The organism is Streptomyces sp. NPDC003023 (genome assembly GCF_042888225.1).
Taxonomy (GTDB): domain Bacteria; phylum Actinomycetota; class Actinomycetes; order Streptomycetales; family Streptomycetaceae; genus Streptomyces.
Genome location: NZ_JBIAPL010000001.1, coordinates 1,096,328 through 1,116,237, shown reverse-complemented (window position 1 = coordinate 1,116,237; position 19,910 = coordinate 1,096,328). Strand labels below are relative to the sequence as shown.

Below are 19,910 nucleotides of genomic sequence, written 5' to 3'. Positions count from 1 at the left end.
GCGCGAGCGGCACGTCATCAGGGGCGCGGGCAGAGGGAGCGTGGTCAGAGGCCCGCGGGTACGGGGCCGTGAGCGCGCCAGACGGTGCCGCGGCGCTCGTGGGCGAACAGTTCCTCGACGGCGTGGGCGATCCGGGGGCCGACCTCGCGCTCGAGCAGGTACAGGCCGACATCGAGTCCGGAGGTGACCCCGGCGCCGGTGACGAGGTCTCCGTCGTCGACTACGCGGGCGCCGACCGCCCGTACGCCGGTGGCGTGGAGCATGTCCTGGCCCAGGTGGTGCGTGGTGGCGTGGCGGCCCTCCAGCAGGCCTGCCATGGCGAGGACGAGCGAGCCGCCGCACACCGTGCCGACCGTCACCTCCGGATCCTCCATCGCCGTCTTCAGCAGTGCGGGCAGTTCAGTGGTCAGGGTGCGGCCCAGCGTCACCGCGATGAGCTCGTCCGGCTGCCACTGCCCGGCAGTCGCGTCCTGGTCCGGGACCTCGCCGGGTTCGCCGACGCGGCCCGAGGCGCCGGGCACCACGATCAGGCCCGCCCGCCCCGGGTTGAGAGCGGCCGTGGCCCGCAGGCTGACGCCCCCGGTTCCGCTGACCACCTCTCGAGGACCCTCGGCGGAGACCAGTTCCACGCTCACAGCGCCGCCGGTGGCCGCGCCGCCGGCGTGCAGGACTTCGTACGGGGCGATGGCGTCGAGCGGATCGAAGCCGTCGAACAGAACGATCTGAGCGTGCATCAGCGGTTCCTCAGAAGTGTGGGAAGTCCGGCTCGAGCCGGGGACATCCCGAAGCCAACCAGCTGTCGCCCTCACCTCACAGTGGCATTGGTGACACCTTTCAACGGGATCTCGCCAAGCCCTCGCCAGGCTCTCCATCACACCTCTGACCTGGAGAAGGAGGGAGGAATTCGACAGACTGGCCCGGACCCCACCCCTGTGGGAGGGTATTTTCCTGCCATGCACACCATCGCCGTTCTCGCGCTGGACCGGGTGATCCCGTTCGACCTGTCCACGCCGATCGAGGTCTTCACCCGTACCCGTCTCCCGGACGGGCGGCCCGGTTATCAGATCCGTGTGTGCGCCGAGCGTGGGGAGATCGACACGGGGACGTTCGTCCTGCGCGCACCGTGGGGTCTGGACGGACTACGGGGCGCGGACACGATCATCGTGCCGGGCACTTCGGCACCCACCGCCCCGCTGCCGCCCGCCGTCGGCGACGCGCTACGAGCGGCCGCCGCCGACGGCACGCGCATCGCCTCCATCTGCACCGGTACCTTCCCGCTGGCAGCCACCGGCCTTCTGGACGGGATGCGGGCCACCACCCACTGGATCGCGGCGGACCTGCTGGCCGCCACCTGTCCGGACATCGAGGTCGACCCCGACGTCCTGTACGTCGACAACGGCCAGTTCCTCACCTCCGCCGGTGCCGCCGCCGGCCTGGACCTGTGTCTGCACATGATCCGCCGGGACTACGGCTCGGCGGTCGCCGCCGACGCCGCCCGCCTGTCCGTCATGCCCCTTGAACGCGAGGGCGGGCAGGCGCAGTTCATCGTCCACGACTACGCCCCCGCACCCCGGGGCTCCACCCTCGAACCCCTGCTCGACTGGCTGCAGGACAACCTGTCCCGTGAACTCACCCTCGCCGACATCGCCGCCCACGCGGGTGTCAGCACCCGGACCCTGATGCGTCGCTTCCGCGAGCAGACCGGCACCACTCCGCTCCAGTGGCTGCACCGTGCCCGGGTCCGGCAGGCGCAGCACCTCCTGGAGACCACACGCCACTCCGTCGAACGCGTCGCGTCCCAGGTCGGTTTCGGTTCACCCACCGCGTTCCGCGACCGCTTCAAGCGCACCACCGGGGTCAGCCCGCACGCCTACCGCCGCACGTTCGGTACGTCCGCAGACCGCTCGGCCGTCTCGACGCGGTCGGCGACAGGGGCCACCGGCGGCCCCGTGCTCTGAGGCTCGGCCGTGGCCCGGCGCTCGGGCATTCAGCCCGTGGTCCCGGTCCCGGTCCAGGGCTCGGAGTCGGACCCGGCCACGGTCCCCGATCCGGTCGGTTCCGGCCGCCGGCGGACCAGCAAAGCCGCGATGTCGTCGGTGTGCGAGGGGCTGACGGCCACGGGGGCGATGACCCGCTCGGCGAGCTCGTCCAGATCCAGCAGACCACCGGGGGCGTCGGCGGTACCGGCACAGAAGGCGAGGTGTTCGGCGAGTTCCGCCACGCCGTCGTCGTAGTCCATGCCGGGGACCTCGACCAGGCCGTCGGTGTAGAGAAGCAGGGTGGCACCCGCGGGCAGGACCGCCTCGGTGACGGGATAGTCGTCGTCCTCGTAGGCGAACAGGCCGAGCGGTGGGCTTCCGGGTCCGGTCAGGCTGGAGATCAGGCCCTCGGGGCTGAGCACCATGGGGTGGGTGTGACCTGCGCGCACCATGCGCAGCATGCCGCTCCCGGGGTCGATGTCGACCAGGCAGCAGGTGGCGAACAGGTCCGTGTCCATGTCGCACAGGCTCTGGTTGGCCGCGGACATCAGCGCCGACAACTCGTGGCCGTCGGCCGCGTGGGTGCGCATTGCGACCCGCAGCTGGCCCATGACCGCCGCCGCGCGTGCGCTGTGCCCCTGTACGTCGCCGATGGCGAGCGCGACACGGCCGTCGGGCATCGGGAGAACGTCGTACCAGTCGCCGCCGACGGCAAGGCCGTTCGAGCCGGGCCAGTAGCGCACCAGGACGTCGAGGCCCGGCAGCGGGGGCAGGCTGCTCGGCAGCATCAGGCTCTGGAGCTCGCGCAGTTGGGCACGGCGTTCGTCGAAGTGCCGGGCTCGGGCCAGTGATTGCGCGAGGGTGCCGGCGAAGCCGGTGACCAGGACCTTCTCGTCGGACGTGAAGGCCCGGGGCCGGTCGAAGACGATCACGCAGACGCCGACGAGCCCGTCGCGGGTCGACAGCGGCAGGAGGACCATGGCGTGCAGGCCGGGGCTCAGCGTCGGCCACACCGCCCCGAAGCGGGCGTGGAACTCCTCCCGCGAACCGATGAAGAGCGGTTCGCCCGCGATCAGCGACGCGACGGCCAGAATGTCCGGAGTGATCCTGCCCGCCTGGCGCAACCTCATGACCTGCTCGTCGTCGAACCCCTGATAGCCGACGAGTTGCATCACGTCGGCATCGGAGCGCAGGAAGATCGCCATACGGTCGGCGGAGAGCGCGGGCAGTACGGTGCCGGCCACGGCCTCGACGATGTCGTCGGTGGAAGACGCGGCGGTCAGAGCCCGGGTGACGTTGGTCGTGAAGTCGTCGCGGGCCTGGCGCTGTTCGTCGCGGGTCTGCTCCTCGGTGCAGTCACGGGCGATACCGACCATGCCCCGCGGCTCGCCCTCGGTGTCGAAGATGATCCGGCTCTCCGTGTCGAGCCATCGCACGGCGCCGTCGTTTCGGCGCATGAATCGGTAGCGCACCGCGTACCGGCCGGTCCGGCGGCTGTCGGCCAGGGCCGAGTCGACCCGGTGGCGGTCGGCGGGATGGACGGCCGCGTAGAACGTCTCGATCCGGTGGTCGAACTCGCTGGGCGGGATGCCGAACATATGGCACAGGCGTTCGTCCCAGAACACTTTGTGCGAGTCGAAGTCCCAGTCATAGGATCCGATACCGGCGTTGGACATGGCCATCTCGAGCATGGTGGTACGGCTGCCGGCCAGCGGTGGCAGGGGTGGCAGTGGCCTGGGACGCAACGCGCGCCGGCTCTCGTCGTGCGCCGCGGTCCCGTTCTGCGGCACCAGTTCGTCGAACCGGTGGGCACACAGGGACACCAGCGTGAACAGGGCCCGGCGCCCGGCCTCGTCCGTCATGCCGAGGGCCGCGGCGAGGCCGTCCGCCGCACCGGCGGCCGCCGCAGGGTCCTCCGCGGCGGAGTCGTCCACGAGGTCCACGACGTTGAACGACACGACACCGAGGCAGCGGGAGCCGAGCAGCAGTGGATACACGACGAAGGGGATGACGGCCGCCACCGACGCGTCGGCCGGTGCCGTCGCGGAGTGCACCGGCTCGTGGTGCCGCACGGCCCGCGCCACGGGCAGATCGGCGTCCAGCGGGACGACGTGGTTCCGCTCCCTCCACGCCTCGCTCATCCCCGCCGATGCCACCAGCCGGAGCACGCCCGAGCTCTCGGTGCGGTAGAGGGAGCCGCGCACGACACGGTTGCCGGGGCCGGGATCCACGGCCCGCATCACTTCTCGCAGTAGGCCATCCGGGTCTTCGCTGCGCAGCACTCTACGGATCGTGAGCTCGTCGAGCATGCCCTCCGGGTTCCCGTGACCCCTCTGCTGCCGGTCTGCCGGGCCCTTGACCATGTGGCCGCCCCGTTCCTGATCCGCGCGCGCCGGAGACTTCGGCCGCCGGTGTCGTTCTCTCATCGTCACCCCGCCGAAAGGCGACCGCACAAGGAAGCGACCCGGCACAACCGGGCAGACCGTAAGTAACAGCTTACGGTTGACTTACGCTTACCGTAAGCGGAGACTTACGGGTATGGCTTCCGCTGCTGATGTGCTCGACGCCCTGGGCGACGCCTCACGGCGCGCCGTTCTCGAACGGCTCATGGACGGACCACTGGCCGTGGGCGTGCTCGCGGAGCAGCTGCCCATCTCGCGTCCCGCGGTCTCACAGCATCTGCGGGTACTGAAGCGGGCCGAGCTCGTCGTGGAGTCCGTCTCGGGCACACGCCGGCTCTACCGGATCAATCCGGCCGGCGTCGACGCGCTGCGGGGATACCTCGACAGCCTGTGGTCCACCACGCTGCACAACTTCACCACCCTCGCCGAGGCGGAAGCCGCCTCGGAAGCCGCCTCGGAGACAGCATTGAAAGCGGCATCGGAGGCGGCATCGTCCGAAGGAGAACCGACATGACATCCCAGTCCACCGACGAGGTCGTCGTCCGCCGCTCGGTGATCGTCCCGCTCGGCCCCGTCAAGGCCTTCGAGCTGTTCACCGGTCGCATGACGGAGTTCTGGCCGCCCGAGCACTCCATCGGACAGGCCGACATCGCCGAGGTCGTCGTCGAGCCGCGAGAGGGCGGGCGCTGGTTCGAGCGTGGCGTCGACGGAAGCGAATGTGTCTGGGGAGAGGTGGCCAGGTGGGAGCCGCCGGGACGCGTGGTACTGGTGTGGCAGATCAACGCCGAGTGGCAGCACGATCCGTCCCTGGTCACGGAGGTCGAGATCGACTTCGTCCCGGAGGGCGAGGGCACACGGGTCGAGCTGACGCACCGTCACCTCGAGCAGTACGGGGACCAGGCAGCCATGATGCGGCAGGTCTTCGGATCTCCAGGCGGCTGGGCAGGCACCCTGGACCGGTTCACCGCTGTGGCCGGCTGACCCGCCGGTGCGGGCCCGCACCACGGCCCCGGCCACTCGAGCGCGGGCTCGGCCGACGCCCTACCACCGCCTTCGTACCCTGCCTTCGTACCCCGCCTTCGTACCCTGCCTTCGTACCCCGCCTTCGTACCCCGCCTTCGTACCCCGCCTTCTTTCCGACGGCCGGTCTCCGACCGCCCCCGTGCGGGTTGCCGCCGACCCGGAGAAGGTCACGGCGCACCGGCACCTTCGTCCTCCCCCCGGCCCCGGCCGGGGGGACGGAGCATCTGGCCGGAAGCCAGTTCGCGATAGGCGCGGCTCGTCGACAGGAGTTCCTCGTGACGTCCGCAGGCCACGCTGCGCCCGTCCTCCAGCACGACGATCCTGTCGGCGTGCTGCACCGTGGAGAGCCGGTGCGCGATCACGAGTACGGAGCACTCCTCGGTGATGTCGTTCATCACCGTGGTGAGCGCCTTCTCGTTGACGGCGTCCAGGTGCGAGGTGGGCTCGTCGAGCAGGAGCAGCGCGGGGCGGGCGAGCAGGGCGCGGGCCAGGGCCACCCGTTGCCGCTCACCGGCGGACAGGGTCCCGCCGCGTTCGCCGAGCAGGCAGGCCAGTCCGCCGGGCAGACGCCGCACCAGGGTGTCCAGCTGGGCGAGTTCGACGACCCGCCGGACCTCTGCCTCGGTGGCGTCCGGGACCGCGTACGTGATGTTGTCCCACAACGAGCCGTCCACCACATGGGTGTTCTGGTCGACCATCGCGATGCGAGCCCGGCATTCCGCGCGGCTCATCCCCGTCGCCGGACGCCCGTCGAACAGCAGACATCCGGAGTCCGGCTCGTAGAACCTGGCCACCAGGGCGAAGACCGTGCTCTTGCCCGCGCCCGACCGGCCGACGAGAGCGACCTGCTGCCGGTGGGGAACGGTGAGCGAGACTCCGTGCAGTACCGGCCGGTCGGGTGTGTAGGCGAAGCGGACGTTGCGGAATGCCAGGGCCGGGGACGGGGATGGGGGCGGGGCCTTGGACATGGCGGCGGTGCCGGGAGGACGCAGGACTGGCGGGGAGGTTCGGACCGCACCGGCCGTGGGCACCTGCGCCGGCGATGCGGGTTCGGCGGGTAGACCCAGTACCTCCTCGATGCGCTGGTAGGCGCCCATGCCCCGCTGGATCAAGCCCACTGCGCGGAAGACCGAGGACAGCGGCAGCACCAGATAGGAGGCGTACAGCAGGAAGGCGACCAGATCGCCGAGGGAGTTGGCGTTCCCGTTGACCCGCAGGCCGCCGATGACCAGGACGAGCAGGAAGGATCCCTGGACGGCGAGCTCCACGGCGGGGCTCATCACGGACGCGAGTCTCGCGGTCCGTACGCCCGCGCCGTACGCCGCTTCGACACGCTCGCCGATGCGCGCCGCCTCTCTTTGCTCCGCGCGATGAACACGGACCATCGGCAGCGCTCCGATCGCCCGTTCCAGATCGGCCGCGATCGCACCGACGGAGTTCTGCATGTGTTCGGAGGCGGCGCGGATTCCCTTGAGGAGCGAGGCGACGACCGCGGCCGCCGCCGCCACGGTCAGGGTGATCAGGAGCAGCAGCAGCGGGTCGATCCACAGCATGAGCACGATCGCCCCTGCCGCGACGAGAGCGCCGGTCACGAGATCGACCAGTGCCTGGGCGACCACTTCCCTCAGCAGAGTGGTGTCGGCGGTCACACGGGAGACGAGGTCACCGCTCCGGTGCCGCTGGTACTCGCTCATCTCCAGTCGCAGCAGCCTCGACACGAGGCTGTGGCGCAGCCCTCGCACCACCCCCTCTCCCATGCGCTCGAGGACGAACCGCCCGAACGCGCCGGTGGCCGCCTCGGCGACGAACAGTCCGCCCAGGAGCAGCAACAGGGGCCAGAACGCCTGGCCGTGGGCGCTCGCGTCCACGATGTGCTTGGCGACGAGGGGCTGGGCGAGCCCGAGGGCGGAACCGCCCAGGGTGAGGACCGTCGCGACGACGATGGAGGCCCTGTGCTCGGCGGTGAGCCGGTACATGGTGGCGACGGCGGCACGGGTGGACCGCTCGCGCCCGGCGGGTCTCCGAGCGTGTCGGGCCGTCCTGCGCGCCCCTCCGGTTGTGCGCTCGGGCGCGTCAGCGGAACCGTCCGCGGAACCGTTGGCGGCCCCGCGGGCCTTCTCCTCGGCCTCGGGGCTCCCGTCGGCGCTCGTGCCCGGCCGCACGCCTGCGGCTTTGTGCACGTCTCCGTCCGGCTGTGCGTCCGCGGGTGGGTTCCGCGGGGGCGGATGTCCCTTCGCGTCCGACTCGGTGCCGGGCACAGTGACCTTCATGAGTTCGGTGTCCTCGACGGGGCGACAGCGATGAGCCGGGTGAAGTAGTCGTCCGGCACACCTTCGTCCACGGGCCGGCCGTCCGCCTCGATCCAGGCGTGGGCGGTGAAGGGGGGTACGACGCGGACGCCGGTGCACCATGTCGGCCAGTGCCCGCCCAGTCGGCACAGCAGCGCGGCGCCCAGGGAGCGCGGCAGACAGCCGCGCGGCCCCGCACAGCGAAGGCTCACCGCGCACATCGCGTCCCGCGCGTTCTTGGCCTGTTCCGCGGTGGCGGGGGTCGCTCCACGGCACAGGACGCCGAGCACGGTGCGGACCCTGCGTGGCGGGAGGAGGGACAGCAGGACGGCCGGGAGGAGGACGAGCCTGGCGGCGATCCGTCGGGTGAAGGGCACTCCCGCCGGACGCTCCAGCGCGCTCGGTGTCGTCATGCGGCCAGCCCGGTCGTGCGCAGGTCCTGTACGAGGGCGGCGACGTCGTTCGCGGCCTGGTCCCTGTCGATGTCGAACTCGCCGACGAGGGCGTCGATGGCGGCGGCCTCGTCGCCGCCATTGAGCAGCGTCTTGATCACCACGGTGCCGCTGGGGTTCAACTCCCAGTAGGTACCGCTGCGTTCGTCCAGGAGTACCGTGCCGTAGTCGGTCTCCGCGGTGGAGACGTCGGCGCCGAACCGCAGTGCCATGGGGTACGTACCTTCCTGAGCCTGAGTGCTTGAGGGCCTGAGTGCCTGACTGCGTGAGGGACGGGAAACGAGTAGGGAAAACGGGGAGGAGACGGAGAGGCCGGGCCGGGAGGGGCGGTCCGGCAAGGGACCACCCCCGGAATCCGGGTCACGGGCCGGCCCGTACCGGTGTCGCCGTGGTTCGGGGCAGCCCACGGAGCCACACCTCGCAGGCGATCGTCGAGTAGAGGATCGCGTCGCGCAGTCCAGGCGTCGAGGGTCGCTGGGCGAGTCGGCGCAGCGCCGCACCGTCCACCAGGCCGAGGCTCTCCAGTCGCGAGTCCTCCCACAGGGCCATCAGGTCGCCGCGGTGCTCGCGCAGCCCGTTCGAGGCGTCCATGGAGGCGGCGGCCTTGTTGGTGCGCCCGAGGCACACGTCCGGCACGATCCCCCGCATGGCGGTGGTCAGAAGGGGCTTGTACTGCCAGGGCGTCACCCGCTCCGCGGGACGGACCGCCAGGCACGCCTCGATCACACGGTCGTCGAGGAACGGCGAGGCCATCGGCAGCCCGGCACGGGCCGCCATGCGGTCCCACTGGCGGATGATGCGGGTACAGGACCGGATCTGTTCCAGGTCGGCGTGCAGCCCGCGGTCCCGGTGCAGGGGCAGCGCTGTCGCCGCCGCCTCGCGCAGCGCCCGTTGGGTCATCCGCTCGGCCTCCGGGGTCACCCAGTCGAACAGACGTGGCGGCATCCCCCAGCCGAGGCCGCTGCCGACGGACGGTGGCAGCGGGTCCCGCAGGCGGTGCGCCGAGTCCGCCAGCCACGCCCCGTACGGCCGGGAGTCGGCCAGGGCGCGCAGCATGCCGCCGAGCGGCCACTGCCACAGGGCTCGGAACCCGCGCAGTTGCCGCATGGCGAACAGCGGCCGGGTACGTGCCAGGCGGTGGTAGTACGCCTCGGAGCACCAGGCGACGTGGTCGCCGCCGATGCCGGTCATGTGCAGTCTGCTGCCGCGCGCCGCCAGTCCGGGCAGATGATGCAGGACCCTTGATCGGTCCATGACGCCGATCGTCGGTTCGTCCAGCAGGTCGTCGATGCCGAGGAGATCCTCGTAGACCAGCGGTGAGGCGTCGGCGTCCCAGACGACGTGGTCGACGTCGGGGAGGAACCCGGCGGCCTTCCGTGCCCATTGAAGATCGGTGTCGGCCGGATCGCGCCCGGGCCAGGTGCTGGCGACCAGCTTCGTCTTCGACCCAGAGGCCAGGAAGAGGAGCGACGTGGAGTCGAGCCCTCCGGAGAGGTCACAACTGACGACGCCTCCCTGGTCCGTTCGAGCCCCGACGGCTTCGACGAGGGCGCTGCGCACGACGGGGGCACCGTCGGAGAGCGCCTGCACCGGTTCCGGCGGTGTCCACCATCGTGACCGGCGGACGGTCCGTCCGTCCGGGGCGACGACGAGTGCGTCCTCGGGGGGCACGGCCGTGACACCGCGCCATACCGATGCCTCTGCCAGCGGGTGGGGAACCGGCCACAGCAGCCGCAGGGCCAGTTGCTCCTCGTCGGGATCGGCGCCGATGGCCGCGGCGAGCATGTCGGCACTGGTGGCCGCCACCTCCACACCGTCCACGGTGGCGTGGAAGACCAGCCGGAGACCCGACGCGGTGCCCTGGACCCTCATCCGGCCGTCGAGCTCGGCCACCAGGTGGAAGCTGCCGGGAAGTTCTCGCGCCAGTGCGTCGAGTTCCGCGAGATCACGCAGTCGGCCGGCGTGGCGTTCCAGTTCGGCGGCGCTCACGGGACAGCAGCCGACGACGGCGATGGCGGCCGAGCCGGCTCGGGCGGTGACGACCTCGGAGTCGTGCCAGGTGCCGACCAGCCAGGGGCGGCCCGATGCGTGTGCAAGGGTCCGGCTTCCCTGGCGGAGGAAGGAGCGGGCCACGGCGGCGGCATCCGCGCAGTCCGAAAGGACTGCGAAATGCGCGTCGCCGGGGCCCGGACCCGCACTTTCGTGCAGTTCAGTCATGGCTTCGATTCAGCGAACCGTGGGCCGTCAGTTCTTGCTGAGGATGAGGCGGTCGTTTCCGGACCGCTGCAGAAGTCCGGTCTTCTTGCGGAACGATCCCAGCCGGACAAGAGTCGGCGCCTCGTAAGCCTTCTTCACAGCTTCTCCTTGATGCGGGTTTCGTCTCGTCTTCCCTGGTGGCCGACGGGCGGCGAGCCGCCTGCCGGCCACCTGCGTCCAGGCTCTTCGGGAGCCGGGAACAGGAAGCGAAGCGATACGAGGACGTTAACGGCGAGGGGATTGGGGTGCGCAAGACCACAAGGGAAAGCGAGATTTTATGACTAACTCGAAAGCGATGGAACAAAATGCAGTCATCACGACTCAAACATGAAGACGGACCCTCATGGAAGCACACGGCACGTCGGCAAGAAGAAACGTTTAGAGCTGCATTCCCTTTCGTGCACGAACCCGTGCGGAGGAAGGGGGCTCACAATCCACGCCAGGTCGCCGCCCCGGCGCACTCGCCGTCCGCCGCGCTCCCTTTGCGTTCACCTTCGAGGCGAACCACGACTGGCGCATCGTCATATCGTCGGCGCTCGTGGACCGTCCACGACCGCGCGTACCGCCGTGCTCACCCCGCTGCGTGGACGTGTGCGTGGACGTGTGCGTGGACGTGTGCGCCAACGTGTGCCTGAACGTCGGCTTGGGCCGTCGCGCGTACCGCAGGCGTCAAGCCGGGCGCGGAGGGCACTCGTAGGCCGACCACACGTTCAACCGACCCTAAGGGGACGTCCCATGGAGATATCCGGCCTCGTCAGCGCACTCGTGATCGGCATCGTCATCGGAGCACTCGGGCGGCTGGTCGTACCAGGACGCCAGCACATCGGCGTCCTGTGGACGATCGTCGTCGGAATCGTCGCCGCCCTCATCGGTACGGCTCTCGCCACGGCACTCGGCGTGGCGGACACCGACGGTGTCGACTGGATCCAGTGGCTGATCCAGATCGCCCTCGCCGCGGCCGGTGTGGCCGCGCTGAGTCGCGTCAAGGCCCTTCGCTGACCGCGGGCCTGTTCAGCCCGTTCAGCCCGTTCAGCCTGATCACACGAGCGGCCGGCGAAGTCGCCGTGGTCTGGGCCCGAGCACGGACCAGCGGTCGGCGGGAGGGACGGGGCGGGTCCGGCCCTGCGCCCCGATCAGCCGGCCCCATGCGCCCGCCCGCCAGTCGTCGCCGTCGAAGGCGCGATACGACGGCCGGCGGAGTCCCATTGGAGCAGCGCCCAGCCGTTGCCCTGCTTGTTCTCGTGCCGGCCGACGAGCGCCAGTACGCGAAGTCGCCGTCCCGCGCCACGAGATGGTCGACGAAGTCCTCGAGGCCGGATGCCGCCGCTTCGGCGGCGGACACGGGGACGCGCGCGGTCGCGGACCGGGCGAGCGGGCGAGCGACTGGGCGAGCGACAGCGGACTACGCGGCCCGGGTGACGTCGATCTTCGGCGTCACGGTCGACCTCGTCCCGCTCTTCAGTTCCTGACGGGCCTCGACCCGCTTCCCGCTCTCGACGGACTCCCAGTAGGGGTGCGCCGCGATACGGACCGACAGGTCGGTGCACTCCATCCGCAGCCGCTTCACCGCTCGCTTCTGCTCTTCGCTCCAGCCGGGACTGTCCTCGCGCCCGCCCGTGATCTCCCCGGTGTGCGGATGCTCGGTTCCGGGCCAGCCGGGCATGGGCTCAACGCTCCACGGCAAGGCGCGGCAGAGGGCGGCCAGCTCTGAGGTGGCCTGATGCAGGCGGATCTGCGCGGCGCGCAGGTCGTCGGGGAACTCGGTCTCGGCCATGCCCGAAACCATACTCCTGTTCGATTTCCTGGCGCGAGTCGCCACGCCGTGTCCGGAGTCCCCTGACTGCCCCGGCTGCATGGTCCGTCGGCAGGCCGGACCCGAGGCCGAGCCGGGGAAGGGGAAGGGGAAGGGGAAGGGGAAGGGGAAGGGGCTGGGGAAGGGGATCAGCGGCCGGTCGAGCCGTCGACGAGTTCGCGGAGGATGTCCGCGTGGCCCGCGTGACGGCCGGTTTCCTCGATCATGTGCGTGAGTGCCCAGCGGATGCTGGGAGCAGGGCGGCCCCTTCGCGGTCGAGGGACCGGTGCGCCGAGATCGGTGCACCCGTCGAGAACACCGTTCGCGCGCTCGACGGCATCGCGGTAGCGGGCCAGGACATCGGCCACGCTGTCCGTCCGTGCGGCACGGAACGTCGCCTGCCAGTCGGTGACCTCGTCCCCGAGGAACAGCGAGCGCTCGACGAAAGTCAGGTGGGTGAGCAGGCCGAGCAGGTTGGTGCCCGACGGCACCGCGCCTGTGCGCACCAGCGGTTCGGGGGTGCCGTCGACCTTCGCGGCGATCGACACCCGGAGGTGGTCGAGGAATCCGCGCAGGACCTCGGTCTCGCTGTTTCCGGTCCGGGGCGGCGGGGTGTCACGACGGCGGTCATGGCGCCCGGTGCCGGGCGCAGGAGTCTCCTGACGTTCGCGGGGGCCGGTCGTCGCGTCAGGCGGCACGGCGGATGAGAAGGACGTGGTCGGTGACCTCGGCGGTGCGCCCGCCCGGTCCGGTGGCGATCCGGCGGGGTGCGTCGGCCCGCTCGACCGTCCATGTCTCCGGGTCCAGCCCGATGTCCGCGGCGACTTCCCGGGGGCTCGGGTACCGGGTGTCGGGGTCCTGGTTCCACGACCAGGGCGCGGTCGAACCGTGGTCGACGACCAGCAGCCGCCCGCCCGCGCGCAGTGCGTGCGCGGCCGCGCGCAGGACGGCTGCCCGGTCCAGGTCGAAGGGGGTGTGCAGGTAATGGGCGCAGATCAGGTCGAATTCGCCGGGCGGAAAGGTCTTGTGCAGGTCGTGCCGCACGGCGCTGACGCGGTCGCCCAGGCCTCGCGAGCGGGCGAGGACGGCGAGCCGCTCGACCGCCACGGCCGAGATGTCGGCGGCGGTGACGTGCCACCCCTGGCCGGCGAGCCACAGGGCGTCGCCGCCCTCGCCGCAACCGAGGTCCAGCGCACAACCGGGTGCCAGGCCCGTCACCGCCTCGGTGAGACGGGCATTCGGCTGCGGGCCGTCGGCTGCCTGCCGGGCCGCGTAGACGCCGTCCCAGAACTCGACCGCATCCGTGGTGCTCATCAGGACTCCTTGTGTCGGTGGATGCGCACAGTCTTGTCGGCACCATCGCGATCCGGCACGAAATCTTGCGGTAATGGCAAGATGGCCTCATGGATCACCGGACGGACGACGACGTGCTCGACGCTGTCGGTCCGCGGTTGCGTGCGCTGCGCCGTGACCGCGGCATCACCCTCGCCTCCCTCGCCGCGACGACCGGCGTGTCGGAGAGCACCTTGTCCCGGCTGGAGAGCGGGCAGCGACGGCCGAGCCTTGAACTGCTGCTGCCGCTGGCCCGTATGTACGACGTCCCGCTGGACGACCTCGTCGGCGCCCCGCGCACCGGCGACCCCAGGATCCATCTCAAACCGATCACACGCTTCGGCATGACCTTCGTCCCCCTGTCCCGGCGGCCGGGCGGAGTGCATGCGTTCAAAATGATCATCCCCGCCCGGCCGAGACCACTCGAACCGACCCCGCAGACCCACGAGGGCTTCGAATGGCTCTACGTGCTCGACGGACGCCTGCGGCTCGTGGTCGGCGAGCGCGACATGACGCTGCCGACCGGTGAGGCGGCCGAGTTCGACACGTCCTTGCCGCACTGGCTGGGCAGTGCCGACGGCGGCGTGGTCGAGCTGCTCATCCTGTTCGGCCTCCAAGGGGTGCGTGCGCATGTGCACACCGACGCCGATCGGCTGTCCCGGACCGAGAGCCGCGGTGAACTCCGGGAAGAACGGCGGCCCTCATAGTCAGCCGTAGGCAGTCGTAGGCAGGCGCACGCAGCCGCAGGCAGCCGCCCGGGAGTGTCAGAGGTGCGCGGTAGTGTCCACGCATCCGGCAGAGGAGGTCCCATGGCGACCAGGCGGAGCTTGACGATCGACTGCTCGCACCCGGCGAGGCCGGCCGAATTCTGGGCGCTGGCACTGGGCTATACGAAGAAACCCGCCCCAGAGGGTTTCGGGAGTTGGGACGAATGGTTTGCTCACCACGACGTCCCCGAGGACGAGTGGGACGACGGAGCGTACCTCTGCGATCCGGACGGGGTGGGACCCGACCTGTCCATCCTGAAGGTGCCGGAGGCGAAGGTCGTGAAGAACCGCCTGCACCTGGACATACAGGCCGGTGGCGGCCGCGGGACACCGTGGGAGGTGCGATGGCCGCGCGTGGTCGAGGCGGTTGGGCGGCTGACCGCCGCAGGGGCGACCGTGGTCCGTGAGGACGAACTGCGGGGCAAGCCCGATCACGTACTGATGGCCGACCCGGAGGGCAACGAGTTCTGCCTGGTCTGACACCGGCCGTCCCCTTTGCCCGGCGAGCCGGCCCCGCCGGCGGTGCGACCGGGTCCGGAGCCGGTGCGGCTGTGTGACCGATGTTGCAAGCGGTACCCGGGTACGGGTTTACCGTCGGAGGTGTTCCCCGGATGCGGGGGACACGATGACGGGAGTGAGCACGATGCGTGATCTCGCGTGGGTGCCCCGGTCCTGCACGCTGCCCACGGAGGAACGGGCCCTGCGGGTCGCCGAGTGGGACGCGCTGCTGGCCGGGCGGCTGACCGCACTGTCCCGGCCCGAGCCGCTCCGGCTCCGCCTCGAACTGGCCGACGGGCCGGACGTCGAGGAGGAGCTTCGTGACCTGGTGGAGCGTGAGAGCGGCTGCTGCTCGTTCTTCTCCTTCACCGTCGCCCCGGCCGAGGACCGGATCCATCTGGACGTCTCAGTGGACGCGGCGCACGAGGCGGTTCTGGATGCCCTCGCCGTACGGACCGGTGCCGCCGTACGGACCGGTGCCGCAGAGGTGTCGCGGTGAGCGTCGGCCTGCGCAGCGGCCAGGTCGCCGAGGCGGCGGGAGTGAACATCCAGACCCTGCGCTACTACGAGCGGCGCGGGCTGCTCGCCGAACCGCGACGCAGCAGCGGCGGTCACCGCCTGTACGACGACAAGGCGGTGACCGAGCTGCGGGTCATCAAGGCTGCCCAGCGCCTGGGGTTCACTCTGGAGGAGGTCGCCGAGCTGATGGCGGCGGGCCGTCACCGCCACGGGCGCCCCGTCGCCGGCTTGCGGGATCGCGCGGCTGACAAGCTGGCCGAGGTCGACGCGAGGATCGCGGACCTGACCACCATGCGCACCACATTGGCCGCGGCCCTCGACGCCGGCTGCGACGACCTGACCGTCTGCGCCTCGACGGACCACTGCCCCATCCCCTTCACCGGACTCGCCCAGCGGCCTCCCGAAACTCCGGGCGACGAAGGAGGATGACGGGCCGCCCCGGACCACGGGCGAACGGCACGCGGCCGGCCCCAGCCGGCGGACATCTGGCTGCGGCGCAGCGCGGCGGTGTGTCCGGGGCTGCCGGACGACTGCGTCGAACTGCTGGCCGATGACAAGGACTTCGCCGTACGCCTGCTGCTTGCCGAGCACCACCCGCAGGCCCCGGCCGAGCTGCTGCTCGACCTGTATCTGCACGGCACCCACCGGGCCGTCGGCATGCTGCTGTCCAAGCCGCGGTTCCCGTCGGCGGGCCTCGCGACGCGATTCGCGGATGCGGCGGACCCACGAGCCCGAGCACTGGTCCTGCGTGGCCCTTGCGCGACGCCCGCACTCGTGCGAGCGGCTGAGCCGGGACCCGGTCGCGAGGGTGCGGGAGGCCGCTGCCCGTGACCGGCGGCTGCCGGTGGGGAGGCTGGTGGAGCTGCTGGACGACCCTGAGGTGGCCGCTGCCGCGGCGGCGAATCCGGTGCTGCCGACGACGGAGATGACGGCGCTCCTCGACCGCGCCGATGTACCGCTGAACGCTCACGGGCACGGGCACAGGCGCGGGCATGAGCACGGGCACGGGCATGAGCACGGGCACGGGCACGGGCACCAACAGAGGCCGCGCGGCCGGTGAGGCTGCGATGTTTTTGCCGGAACGGCAACTGGCCTCGCCCTGCCCCACGTCGCTCCCGCACCCTGGGAAGCCGATCTTGACGTACGGCTGATCGAGAGCCCCTTGGAGGAGCCATGTCACAGCAGGTCAGGGACGTCACGCACCGCCTTGTCCCCACTCCCGCCGGGAGGATCCACCTGGTGGAACAGGGCACCGGACCGCTGGTGCTGCTCGTGCACGGCTTCCCCGAGTCCTGGTACTCCTGGCGCCACCAGCTGCCGGCCCTGGCCGCGGCCGGGTACCGCGCGGTCGCCGTCGACGTCCGCGGTTACGGCCGTTCCTCGAAGCCCATGGACGCGGCGGCCTACCGAATGCTGGAGCTGGTCGAGGACAACGTGGCGGTGGTGCGCGCCCTGGGCGAACGGTCCGCGGTGATCGTCGGCCATGACTGGGGAGCCACGATCGCCGCCGACTCGGCCCTTGTCGAGCCGGACGTCTTCCGCGCGGTGGGACTGCTCAGTGTCCCCTACGCGCCCCGGGGCGGGCCGAGGCCCACCCAGGTCTTCGCGCAGATGGGCGGGGACGAGGAGTTCTACGTCTCCTACTTCCAGCAGCCCGGCCGGGCGGAGGCCGAGATCGAGCCCGACGTGCGGGGCTGGCTCGCGGGCTTCTACTCGGCCCTGTCCGCCGACACCATGGCCGCGCCCGGCGCACCGGGCCCGCACTTCGTCGGCAGGGGCGGGTCGCTGCGTGACCGGTTCCCCGCCGGGCCGCTGCCGGCCTGGCTGAGCGAGCAGGATCTCGACGTGTACGCGGGCGAGTTCGAGCGGACGGGCATGAGCGGGGCGCTGGCCCGTTACCGGAACATGGACCGGGACTGGGAGGAGCTCACCGGCTTCGACGGCGAGCCCCTCCCCCAGCCGTCCTTGTTCGTCGGCGGCAGCCTGGACGCCTCAACCACCTGGATGGCCGACGCGATCGAGGCGTACCCAGCCACCCTGCCGGGGCTGGTCTCCTCGCACATCCTCGACGGCTGCGGACACTGGATCCAGCAGGAGCGCCCCGCCGAGATCAACCGGCTGCTGATCGACTGGCTCGCCGCTCTGCCCGGCTGAAACCGCTCCCAGTTGGCACCCGCGCCGGGAAGCGGTCGGCGTTCGGATCGCCGACCGCGACAAAGAGGCGGGGGCCGCTTTCGGGTACGTCAGGCGCGCGAGTTGACGCTCACCGGCCAGGATCCGGTCGGTGGCGTCCAGCCCTGCAACGTGGCGGGGATGCCGACGCGGCTGTTGCAGTCGATGACCTGGAAGTGCAGATGGGCCCCGCTGGCCGCGCCCGTGGCGCCCGACCAGCCGATGACGCGGCCCTGCGGGACCCAGTCACCCGTGTTGTAGATGGCACGGTTGAGGTGGGCGTAGTGGGTGCAGCGTCCGTTGGAGTGGCGGATGATCACCTCGATGCCGTTCTGCCAGTACGGCGACCAGTCGGAGATCAGGACGGTGCCGCCCTGGGCGGCGGAGACCTCGTAGTTCGCGGGGAGGCCGAAGTCCCAGGCGTACTCGTTGTAGGGGCCGGTGTGCGAGTAGGTGCCCTCCGGTCCCTGGGTGACCATGTAGGACTCACCCGCCGGGTAGGGGAGTTCGTAGTAGTAGTCGGCCGCGGCGGCCGGTGGGGCCGCGGCCAGGCCCAGCCCCGCCACTGTCAGTACCGCGCTCGCGGCCGCGGCGAGTCTCCGCAGGGTCGTCCTCACACCATGTCTCACTGTGTGTCTCCCGTTCTCGTGTCCGCTTGGGCGTGCCGGGCCCGCCTTCAGCCCGGGATGACAACGTTGCCCTTCAACTGCTGCATAAAACAAGGAAGTTGAATAATCACGGACGCGGGGCGCCACCGCGGTCGACGCGGGGCGGACCGTCACCGCGTCGGAGCCGGCCGCCCCCCGCATGTGCTGTCAGTGGGTTGGGCTTGGATGGGCGCATGACTGCTCACGATGTCGCCGGCAAGCTGCCCGGCATACCTGACCTGCGGAAGCTGTGCCAATCGATCGCCATGGCGGAGGCAGTGCTGAACCGTGGCGATTACCGGTACTACTCCTTTGGCGCCGGCTGGACCGAGGCGGAGGAGGTCTTCTCCATGCGGGACGGCAGCGGGGGCGAGTTCGACGTCGTCTTCTCCCCGGCGGGCGCCTGCCTTCGCGGCTTCGACCACGAGTCGCCGATGAGTCCGTACGCCGACGACACCGTCTGGCCGGGTGTGCTCGACCATGTGCCCGAGGTCTTCCGGTCGTGTGTGGAAGGGCCGGCGTTCACGGACGACGGCATACCCCGTGTGACGTTCTGCCTGTGGCGCGAGCCGGGCGACGACCGCTGGCACACGGGCCGGATCGACTTCCCTGACGACCATGCGGATCCCGACGGATCCGGTTGGATGCTGAGATGCCTCGTCGATCCGACCCCGGACGCGTTCCGCTCCTTCGCCGAGGACTACTACGAGCGGACCGTCGACCTCGAGGCCGTGCGCCACATTTACGATCAGGGCCCGTTGACGCGGGACGTGGTGGCGCGGCTCAACCCTGACGTCACCCTCTCGGATGTCGTCGAGACGGCGAAGGCCATCGGCTACCCGGCCTGACGGACCGCACGCCGGGACAGGCCCCGCCACTGAGCCGTTGAGCCGCCCCCACCCGAGCCGGCTGGACGAGGCCGTCGCGCCGGTGGCGCGAGCAGTCGCCGTCCGGCCCGGCAGTGGGCCGTCGCACGGCGCCCGTCAGTCGGCGTCCCGTCGAAGTGTCAGGCACACGAAGCCGAACGCGTCCCGGTAGACACCCAGCCATTCGTCACGGTGCACGGTGGAGGCCGCGAGCGCCTCGGCACTGTCCGGGTCCGCCGGGTTGTCCAGCGCCCATGAGGCAAGGGAGCCCGTCCAGGACCACTCGTAGTCGTCGAGCTCGTCGCGTGTGCTGACGTGCCCGTGGACGGGTGTCCAGCCGTCGGCGACGACGCGGTCCACCGTGGCCCGCAGGTCGGTGAACTCCCCGAGCATCTCCACGGCCTCCGGCGACGGCTCCTGCATCCAGAAGCCGTCACCCACGAGAACGCGTCCTCCAGGGGCCAGGTGCTTGCGGGCCGCCGCGAGAGTGCCGAGCAGACCGCCGAAGGCATGCGCCGCCCCGACGCTGATCACCAGGTCGAACCGGTGAGGGGCGACGAACGCCGTGGCGTCCTCGTGGTGCAGGGCGAGCCGCTCCTCCACACCGAGGCCGCGTGCGGCCTCGCGGGCATGGGCGAGCGCCGCCTCGGAGATGTCGACGCCCTCGGCCTTCAGGTGCGGATGGGCGGCGAGGGCGCGCAGCAGCCACTCCCCGCCGCCGCAGCCGAGGTCCAGCACCCGGCCCTCGCCCTGCGGGACGGCACGTTCGAGCAAGCGGCGTACGGAGTCGTCGTGGAGCGGAGCGGCGATCGGATGATCCGCGTGGGCACGTCGTGAGATCAGTTCTCGGTTCACCGGCGGAGAGTGCCACGACCGGCTGCCGGCACGCACCCCTATTTCTCCCGGAGCGGTCACGG

23 protein-coding genes are annotated in these 19,910 nt (G+C 70.9%); 11 read left to right on the top strand and 12 right to left on the bottom strand.

Annotated elements, in window-relative coordinates:
- Positions 1 to 44 precede the first annotated feature (44 nt).
- Positions 45 to 734, bottom strand: a complete 690-nt coding sequence (locus ACFYV1_RS04650) for a DJ-1/PfpI family protein (protein ID WP_389393874.1) — start codon at positions 732 to 734, stop codon at positions 45 to 47.
- Positions 735 to 953: 219 nt separating this feature from the next.
- Here ACFYV1_RS04650 and ACFYV1_RS04645 point away from each other — a divergent pair, with 219 nt between their 5' ends.
- Complete coding sequence (locus tag ACFYV1_RS04645; RefSeq protein WP_389393873.1) at positions 954 to 1,958, top strand: GlxA family transcriptional regulator; 1,005 nt, start codon at positions 954 to 956, stop codon at positions 1,956 to 1,958.
- 29 nt (positions 1,959 to 1,987) lie between these two features.
- Here the strand turns inward: ACFYV1_RS04645 and ACFYV1_RS04640 are convergent, their stop codons facing one another.
- On the bottom strand, positions 1,988 to 4,288 hold the full coding sequence (locus ACFYV1_RS04640; protein ID WP_389393872.1) for a SpoIIE family protein phosphatase: 2,301 nt from the start codon (positions 4,286 to 4,288) through the stop codon (positions 1,988 to 1,990).
- Between the two features lie 229 nt (positions 4,289 to 4,517).
- On the opposite strand from ACFYV1_RS04640, the gene ACFYV1_RS04635 reads away from it, so the two are divergent.
- Together ACFYV1_RS04635 and ACFYV1_RS04630 are read left to right on the top strand one after the other, a co-directional pair.
- Positions 4,518 to 4,895, top strand: coding sequence for an ArsR/SmtB family transcription factor (locus tag ACFYV1_RS04635; RefSeq protein WP_389393871.1), 378 nt, complete (start codon positions 4,518 to 4,520; stop codon positions 4,893 to 4,895).
- Positions 4,892 to 5,362 (top strand): SRPBCC family protein, encoded by a 471-nt coding sequence (locus tag ACFYV1_RS04630; RefSeq protein ID WP_389393870.1) that lies wholly within the window; start codon positions 4,892 to 4,894, stop codon positions 5,360 to 5,362. The genes ACFYV1_RS04635 and ACFYV1_RS04630 overlap by 4 nt, the downstream gene beginning before the upstream one ends.
- A gap of 209 nt (positions 5,363 to 5,571) precedes the next feature.
- On the opposite strand, the gene ACFYV1_RS04625 is transcribed toward ACFYV1_RS04630, so the two are convergent.
- The 5 genes from ACFYV1_RS04625 to ACFYV1_RS04605 all read right to left on the bottom strand — a co-directional run bounded on the left by ACFYV1_RS04625 (position 5,572) and on the right by ACFYV1_RS04605 (position 10,499).
- The gene (locus ACFYV1_RS04625) at positions 5,572 to 7,380 is read right to left on the bottom strand and encodes an ABC transporter ATP-binding protein (RefSeq protein WP_389394571.1); all 1,809 of its coding nucleotides are present in this window, start codon (positions 7,378 to 7,380) and stop codon (positions 5,572 to 5,574) included.
- Between the two features lie 290 nt (positions 7,381 to 7,670).
- A complete protein-coding gene (locus tag ACFYV1_RS04620) occupies positions 7,671 to 8,105 on the bottom strand; it encodes a lasso peptide biosynthesis B2 protein (RefSeq protein ID WP_389393869.1) in 435 nt (144 codons plus the stop codon).
- Positions 8,102 to 8,356 (bottom strand): lasso peptide biosynthesis PqqD family chaperone, encoded by a 255-nt coding sequence (locus ACFYV1_RS04615; protein WP_389393868.1) that lies wholly within the window; start codon positions 8,354 to 8,356, stop codon positions 8,102 to 8,104. Before ACFYV1_RS04615 ends, ACFYV1_RS04620 begins: the two co-directional genes overlap by 4 nt.
- 148 nt (positions 8,357 to 8,504) lie before the next feature.
- The gene (locus ACFYV1_RS04610; RefSeq protein ID WP_389393867.1) at positions 8,505 to 10,361 is read right to left on the bottom strand and encodes a lasso peptide isopeptide bond-forming cyclase; all 1,857 of its coding nucleotides are present in this window, start codon (positions 10,359 to 10,361) and stop codon (positions 8,505 to 8,507) included.
- A 27-nt stretch (positions 10,362 to 10,388) separates the two neighbouring features.
- Positions 10,389 to 10,499, bottom strand: a complete 111-nt coding sequence (locus ACFYV1_RS04605; RefSeq protein ID WP_311688311.1) for a keywimysin-related RiPP — start codon at positions 10,497 to 10,499, stop codon at positions 10,389 to 10,391.
- A gap of 636 nt (positions 10,500 to 11,135) precedes the next feature.
- On the opposite strand from ACFYV1_RS04605, the gene ACFYV1_RS04600 reads away from it, so the two are divergent.
- Entirely contained in the window at positions 11,136 to 11,399 is a 264-nt protein-coding gene (locus tag ACFYV1_RS04600) for a GlsB/YeaQ/YmgE family stress response membrane protein (RefSeq protein WP_389393866.1), read from the top strand.
- A 403-nt stretch (positions 11,400 to 11,802) separates the two neighbouring features.
- Here ACFYV1_RS04600 and ACFYV1_RS04595 read toward each other — a convergent pair whose 3' ends face one another.
- The 3 genes from ACFYV1_RS04595 to ACFYV1_RS04585 all read right to left on the bottom strand — a co-directional run bounded on the left by ACFYV1_RS04595 (position 11,803) and on the right by ACFYV1_RS04585 (position 13,506).
- Positions 11,803 to 12,174, bottom strand: coding sequence for a hypothetical protein (locus tag ACFYV1_RS04595; protein WP_389393865.1), 372 nt, complete (start codon positions 12,172 to 12,174; stop codon positions 11,803 to 11,805).
- Positions 12,175 to 12,341: 167 nt separating this feature from the next.
- Entirely contained in the window at positions 12,342 to 12,890 is a 549-nt protein-coding gene (locus ACFYV1_RS04590) for a DinB family protein (RefSeq protein ID WP_389393864.1), read from the bottom strand.
- Entirely contained in the window at positions 12,880 to 13,506 is a 627-nt protein-coding gene (locus tag ACFYV1_RS04585) for a class I SAM-dependent methyltransferase (protein ID WP_389393863.1), read from the bottom strand. Before ACFYV1_RS04585 ends, ACFYV1_RS04590 begins: the two co-directional genes overlap by 11 nt.
- A gap of 89 nt (positions 13,507 to 13,595) precedes the next feature.
- Between ACFYV1_RS04585 and ACFYV1_RS04580 the strand changes: the two genes are divergently transcribed.
- The 6 genes from ACFYV1_RS04580 (at position 13,596) to ACFYV1_RS04555 (ending at position 17,462) form a co-directional block, all read left to right on the top strand.
- Positions 13,596 to 14,231 carry a helix-turn-helix domain-containing protein gene (locus tag ACFYV1_RS04580; protein ID WP_389393862.1) on the top strand — a complete coding sequence of 212 codons (636 nt, stop codon included), beginning with the start codon at positions 13,596 to 13,598 and terminating at the stop codon, positions 14,229 to 14,231.
- Between the two features lie 102 nt (positions 14,232 to 14,333).
- Positions 14,334 to 14,771: a VOC family protein gene (locus ACFYV1_RS04575; RefSeq protein WP_389393861.1), complete on the top strand. Its 438-nt coding sequence runs from the start codon at positions 14,334 to 14,336 to the stop codon at positions 14,769 to 14,771.
- Positions 14,772 to 14,916: 145 nt separating this feature from the next.
- Positions 14,917 to 15,288: a hypothetical protein gene (locus tag ACFYV1_RS04570; RefSeq protein WP_389393860.1), complete on the top strand. Its 372-nt coding sequence runs from the start codon at positions 14,917 to 14,919 to the stop codon at positions 15,286 to 15,288.
- Positions 15,285 to 15,737: a MerR family transcriptional regulator gene (locus ACFYV1_RS04565; RefSeq protein ID WP_389393859.1), complete on the top strand. Its 453-nt coding sequence runs from the start codon at positions 15,285 to 15,287 to the stop codon at positions 15,735 to 15,737. The genes ACFYV1_RS04570 and ACFYV1_RS04565 overlap by 4 nt, the downstream gene beginning before the upstream one ends.
- A 78-nt stretch (positions 15,738 to 15,815) precedes the next feature.
- Positions 15,816 to 16,139, top strand: coding sequence for a hypothetical protein (locus ACFYV1_RS04560; RefSeq protein WP_389393858.1), 324 nt, complete (start codon positions 15,816 to 15,818; stop codon positions 16,137 to 16,139).
- Positions 16,140 to 16,481: 342 nt separating this feature from the next.
- On the top strand, positions 16,482 to 17,462 hold the full coding sequence (locus ACFYV1_RS04555) for an alpha/beta fold hydrolase (protein ID WP_389393857.1): 981 nt from the start codon (positions 16,482 to 16,484) through the stop codon (positions 17,460 to 17,462).
- An 89-nt stretch (positions 17,463 to 17,551) separates the two neighbouring features.
- Here ACFYV1_RS04555 and ACFYV1_RS04550 read toward each other — a convergent pair whose 3' ends face one another.
- Positions 17,552 to 18,097 carry a M23 family metallopeptidase gene (locus tag ACFYV1_RS04550; protein WP_389393856.1) on the bottom strand — a complete coding sequence of 182 codons (546 nt, stop codon included), beginning with the start codon at positions 18,095 to 18,097 and terminating at the stop codon, positions 17,552 to 17,554.
- A 224-nt stretch (positions 18,098 to 18,321) separates the two neighbouring features.
- Here ACFYV1_RS04550 and ACFYV1_RS04545 point away from each other — a divergent pair, with 224 nt between their 5' ends.
- Complete coding sequence (locus ACFYV1_RS04545; protein WP_389393855.1) at positions 18,322 to 18,975, top strand: hypothetical protein; 654 nt, start codon at positions 18,322 to 18,324, stop codon at positions 18,973 to 18,975.
- 135 nt (positions 18,976 to 19,110) lie between these two features.
- On the opposite strand, the gene ACFYV1_RS04540 is transcribed toward ACFYV1_RS04545, so the two are convergent.
- The gene (locus ACFYV1_RS04540) at positions 19,111 to 19,848 is read right to left on the bottom strand and encodes an SAM-dependent methyltransferase (RefSeq protein ID WP_389393854.1); all 738 of its coding nucleotides are present in this window, start codon (positions 19,846 to 19,848) and stop codon (positions 19,111 to 19,113) included.
- Positions 19,849 to 19,910 lie beyond the last annotated feature (62 nt).

Coding starts and splice junctions, on each gene's coding strand:
- ACFYV1_RS04625 (WP_389394571.1), bottom strand. CDS start 7,380: ATGTACCGGCTCACCGCCGAGCACAGGGCCTCCATCGTCGTCGCGACG.
- ACFYV1_RS04595 (WP_389393865.1), bottom strand. CDS start 12,174: ATGGCCGAGACCGAGTTCCCCGACGACCTGCGCGCCGCGCAGATCCGC.
- ACFYV1_RS04575 (WP_389393861.1), top strand. CDS start 14,334: ATGGCGACCAGGCGGAGCTTGACGATCGACTGCTCGCACCCGGCGAGG.
- ACFYV1_RS04645 (WP_389393873.1), top strand. CDS start 954: ATGCACACCATCGCCGTTCTCGCGCTGGACCGGGTGATCCCGTTCGAC.
- ACFYV1_RS04610 (WP_389393867.1), bottom strand. CDS start 10,361: ATGACTGAACTGCACGAAAGTGCGGGTCCGGGCCCCGGCGACGCGCAT.
- ACFYV1_RS04580 (WP_389393862.1), top strand. CDS start 13,596: ATGGATCACCGGACGGACGACGACGTGCTCGACGCTGTCGGTCCGCGG.
- ACFYV1_RS04630 (WP_389393870.1), top strand. CDS start 4,892: ATGACATCCCAGTCCACCGACGAGGTCGTCGTCCGCCGCTCGGTGATC.
- ACFYV1_RS04650 (WP_389393874.1), bottom strand. CDS start 734: ATGCACGCTCAGATCGTTCTGTTCGACGGCTTCGATCCGCTCGACGCC.
- ACFYV1_RS04585 (WP_389393863.1), bottom strand. CDS start 13,506: ATGAGCACCACGGATGCGGTCGAGTTCTGGGACGGCGTCTACGCGGCC.
- ACFYV1_RS04545 (WP_389393855.1), top strand. CDS start 18,322: ATGACTGCTCACGATGTCGCCGGCAAGCTGCCCGGCATACCTGACCTG.
- ACFYV1_RS04570 (WP_389393860.1), top strand. CDS start 14,917: ATGACGGGAGTGAGCACGATGCGTGATCTCGCGTGGGTGCCCCGGTCC.
- ACFYV1_RS04615 (WP_389393868.1), bottom strand. CDS start 8,356: ATGGCACTGCGGTTCGGCGCCGACGTCTCCACCGCGGAGACCGACTAC.
- ACFYV1_RS04600 (WP_389393866.1), top strand. CDS start 11,136: ATGGAGATATCCGGCCTCGTCAGCGCACTCGTGATCGGCATCGTCATC.
- ACFYV1_RS04555 (WP_389393857.1), top strand. CDS start 16,482: ATGTCACAGCAGGTCAGGGACGTCACGCACCGCCTTGTCCCCACTCCC.
- ACFYV1_RS04640 (WP_389393872.1), bottom strand. CDS start 4,288: ATGCTCGACGAGCTCACGATCCGTAGAGTGCTGCGCAGCGAAGACCCG.
- ACFYV1_RS04635 (WP_389393871.1), top strand. CDS start 4,518: ATGGCTTCCGCTGCTGATGTGCTCGACGCCCTGGGCGACGCCTCACGG.
- ACFYV1_RS04620 (WP_389393869.1), bottom strand. CDS start 8,105: ATGACGACACCGAGCGCGCTGGAGCGTCCGGCGGGAGTGCCCTTCACC.